Source organism: Desulfurellaceae bacterium (assembly GCA_021296095.1).
GTDB lineage: Bacteria > Desulfobacterota > Binatia > Bin18 > Bin18 > JAAXHF01.
In genome coordinates this window covers 1553-3112 of record JAGWBB010000169.1, presented here as the reverse complement: position 1 = coordinate 3112, position 1560 = coordinate 1553, and the positions used below count along the sequence as shown (strand labels likewise).

The window sequence follows — 1560 nt, the reverse complement described above, 5'->3', positions numbered from 1 at the left end:
AGCGGCCGTGAGGCGTATGAGGCGGCCGAGCCGGACGCGGTGCCGGTCATCTCGCCGCAGGGATTTGCCAGCGTGACCACGCGCCCCGGGCTGCATATTGCCTGTCTGGAGTGGCTGCGCCAGCACGATGTCTCAGCCCTGGTCTGGGATCTGATGGACGAACGCCCGATTGGCTATGACGGCTTTGTGTTTGGCGTCCATCTAGGGATTCCGCTGCTCGGTCTGTGTCTGATTGATAACGCGGCGCTCGACGCCCTGGCCACCGCTTGTAAAGAGGAAGGACGCTCCGAATTCCTCTTTTCCGCCATGCCGCTGCGCATTGTCGGCAGCACCGGCTCGCCGTGTCAGCCGGTGGCGATTTTTTGAGCCTGAACGCCGCACTATGACGCATCTGCCGCGTATTGAGATTGTGTATTGCAGCCAGTGTCGCTGGCTGCTGCGCGCCGGCTGGACAGCCCAGGAGCTGCTGACGACGTTTGCCGCTGAGTTGGGAGAGGTGGCGCTGGTGCCGGGCGGGAGCGGCATTTTTGAGGTTTGGCTCAACGACGAGGTGATCTGGTCGCGCAAGGAGCAGGGGCGTTTTCCTGAACTCAAAGAGCTGAAACAGCGGGTCCGGGACCGCATCGCGCCGGAAAAGGATCTGGGGCACTCGGACCGCCTGTCAGGCTCATAAACACGGGAGGAGACATCGTATGGCAGACACGTTTACCAAGCAGAGTATCAGCGCGGCCGTTGCGCAAAAGATGGTGGCTGCGGCCGTTGCCAAGGCTGAGGAACTGGGCATCGGCCAGGTGGTGGCCGTTCTCGACGAAAGTGGCTTGCTGAAAGCGTTTTGTCGCATGGAGGGCACCCCCTTGGTCAGTATTGAGGCATCCCAGAATAAAGCTTATACCGCACTGTTGGGCATGCCATCGCAGGAATTTTTCAATTCTATCAAGGACGATCCTGCGCTCGTGGCCGGGGTGCCCCATCTTCCGCGCATTGTGACCTTTGGCGGCGGGCTGCCGATTCGGAGCGGCGATGCCGTGGTCGGGGCAATTGGGGTCAGCGGCGGAACCGTAGAGCAGGATATTGCCTGTGCCCAAGCCGGTCTGGACGCTGCGGGCTAAAGCAGCGCCGCGCGGGGACTGGTCTACTCGGCCAGCCCCAGCGTTTCCAGCCGGGTCGGTGCGAAGACGACCAGCACCCGGGGCTGTTTTTTCAGCCGTTCGAGGTAGGCTGCCCCGCCTTCTTCGCCGCGATACTTGACCAGAATCTTGCGCGTATCGTCCCAGATATCGCTGTCACGGATCTCGGCTTTTCCCTCTGCGGTGACATACGCGGTACCGGTCACGTCGTCGATGCACAGACTGATGCGTGGGTCGCGGGCCAGGTTTTTGTATTTGGCGCGCTCGGTGGTCATGGAAATCGCAAACTGCTCACCGTCCCAGTGGAACCACACCGGGGTCAGCTGCGAGCTGCCGTCGGCCCGAATGGTCGCCAGGGTGGCGTTGCGCTTTTCTGACAGAAATCCGGCCAGGGTTTTGTCCTGACTGTATGCGGTGCTGCTGCAAACACCGA

4 protein-coding genes are annotated in these 1560 nt (G+C 61.6%); 3 read left to right on the top strand and 1 reads right to left on the bottom strand.

Annotated elements, in window-relative coordinates; genetic code table 11:
* From J4F42_22325 to J4F42_22315, 3 genes are all read left to right on the top strand, one after another.
* Positions 1 to 366 (top strand): hypothetical protein (locus tag J4F42_22325; protein MCE2488260.1); only part of this gene is annotated, 366 nt, incomplete at its 5' end.
* A gap of 16 nt (positions 367 to 382) precedes the next feature.
* Complete coding sequence (locus J4F42_22320; protein MCE2488259.1) at positions 383 to 673, top strand: SelT/SelW/SelH family protein; 291 nt, start codon at positions 383 to 385, stop codon at positions 671 to 673.
* A gap of 19 nt (positions 674 to 692) precedes the next feature.
* Positions 693 to 1109: a heme-binding protein gene (locus tag J4F42_22315; GenBank protein MCE2488258.1), complete on the top strand. Its 417-nt coding sequence runs from the start codon at positions 693 to 695 to the stop codon at positions 1107 to 1109.
* 23 nt (positions 1110 to 1132) lie between these two features.
* Here J4F42_22315 and J4F42_22310 read toward each other — a convergent pair.
* Positions 1133 to 1560: PPOX class F420-dependent oxidoreductase (locus tag J4F42_22310; protein MCE2488257.1), on the bottom strand; the 428-nt coding region annotated here is incomplete at its 5' end.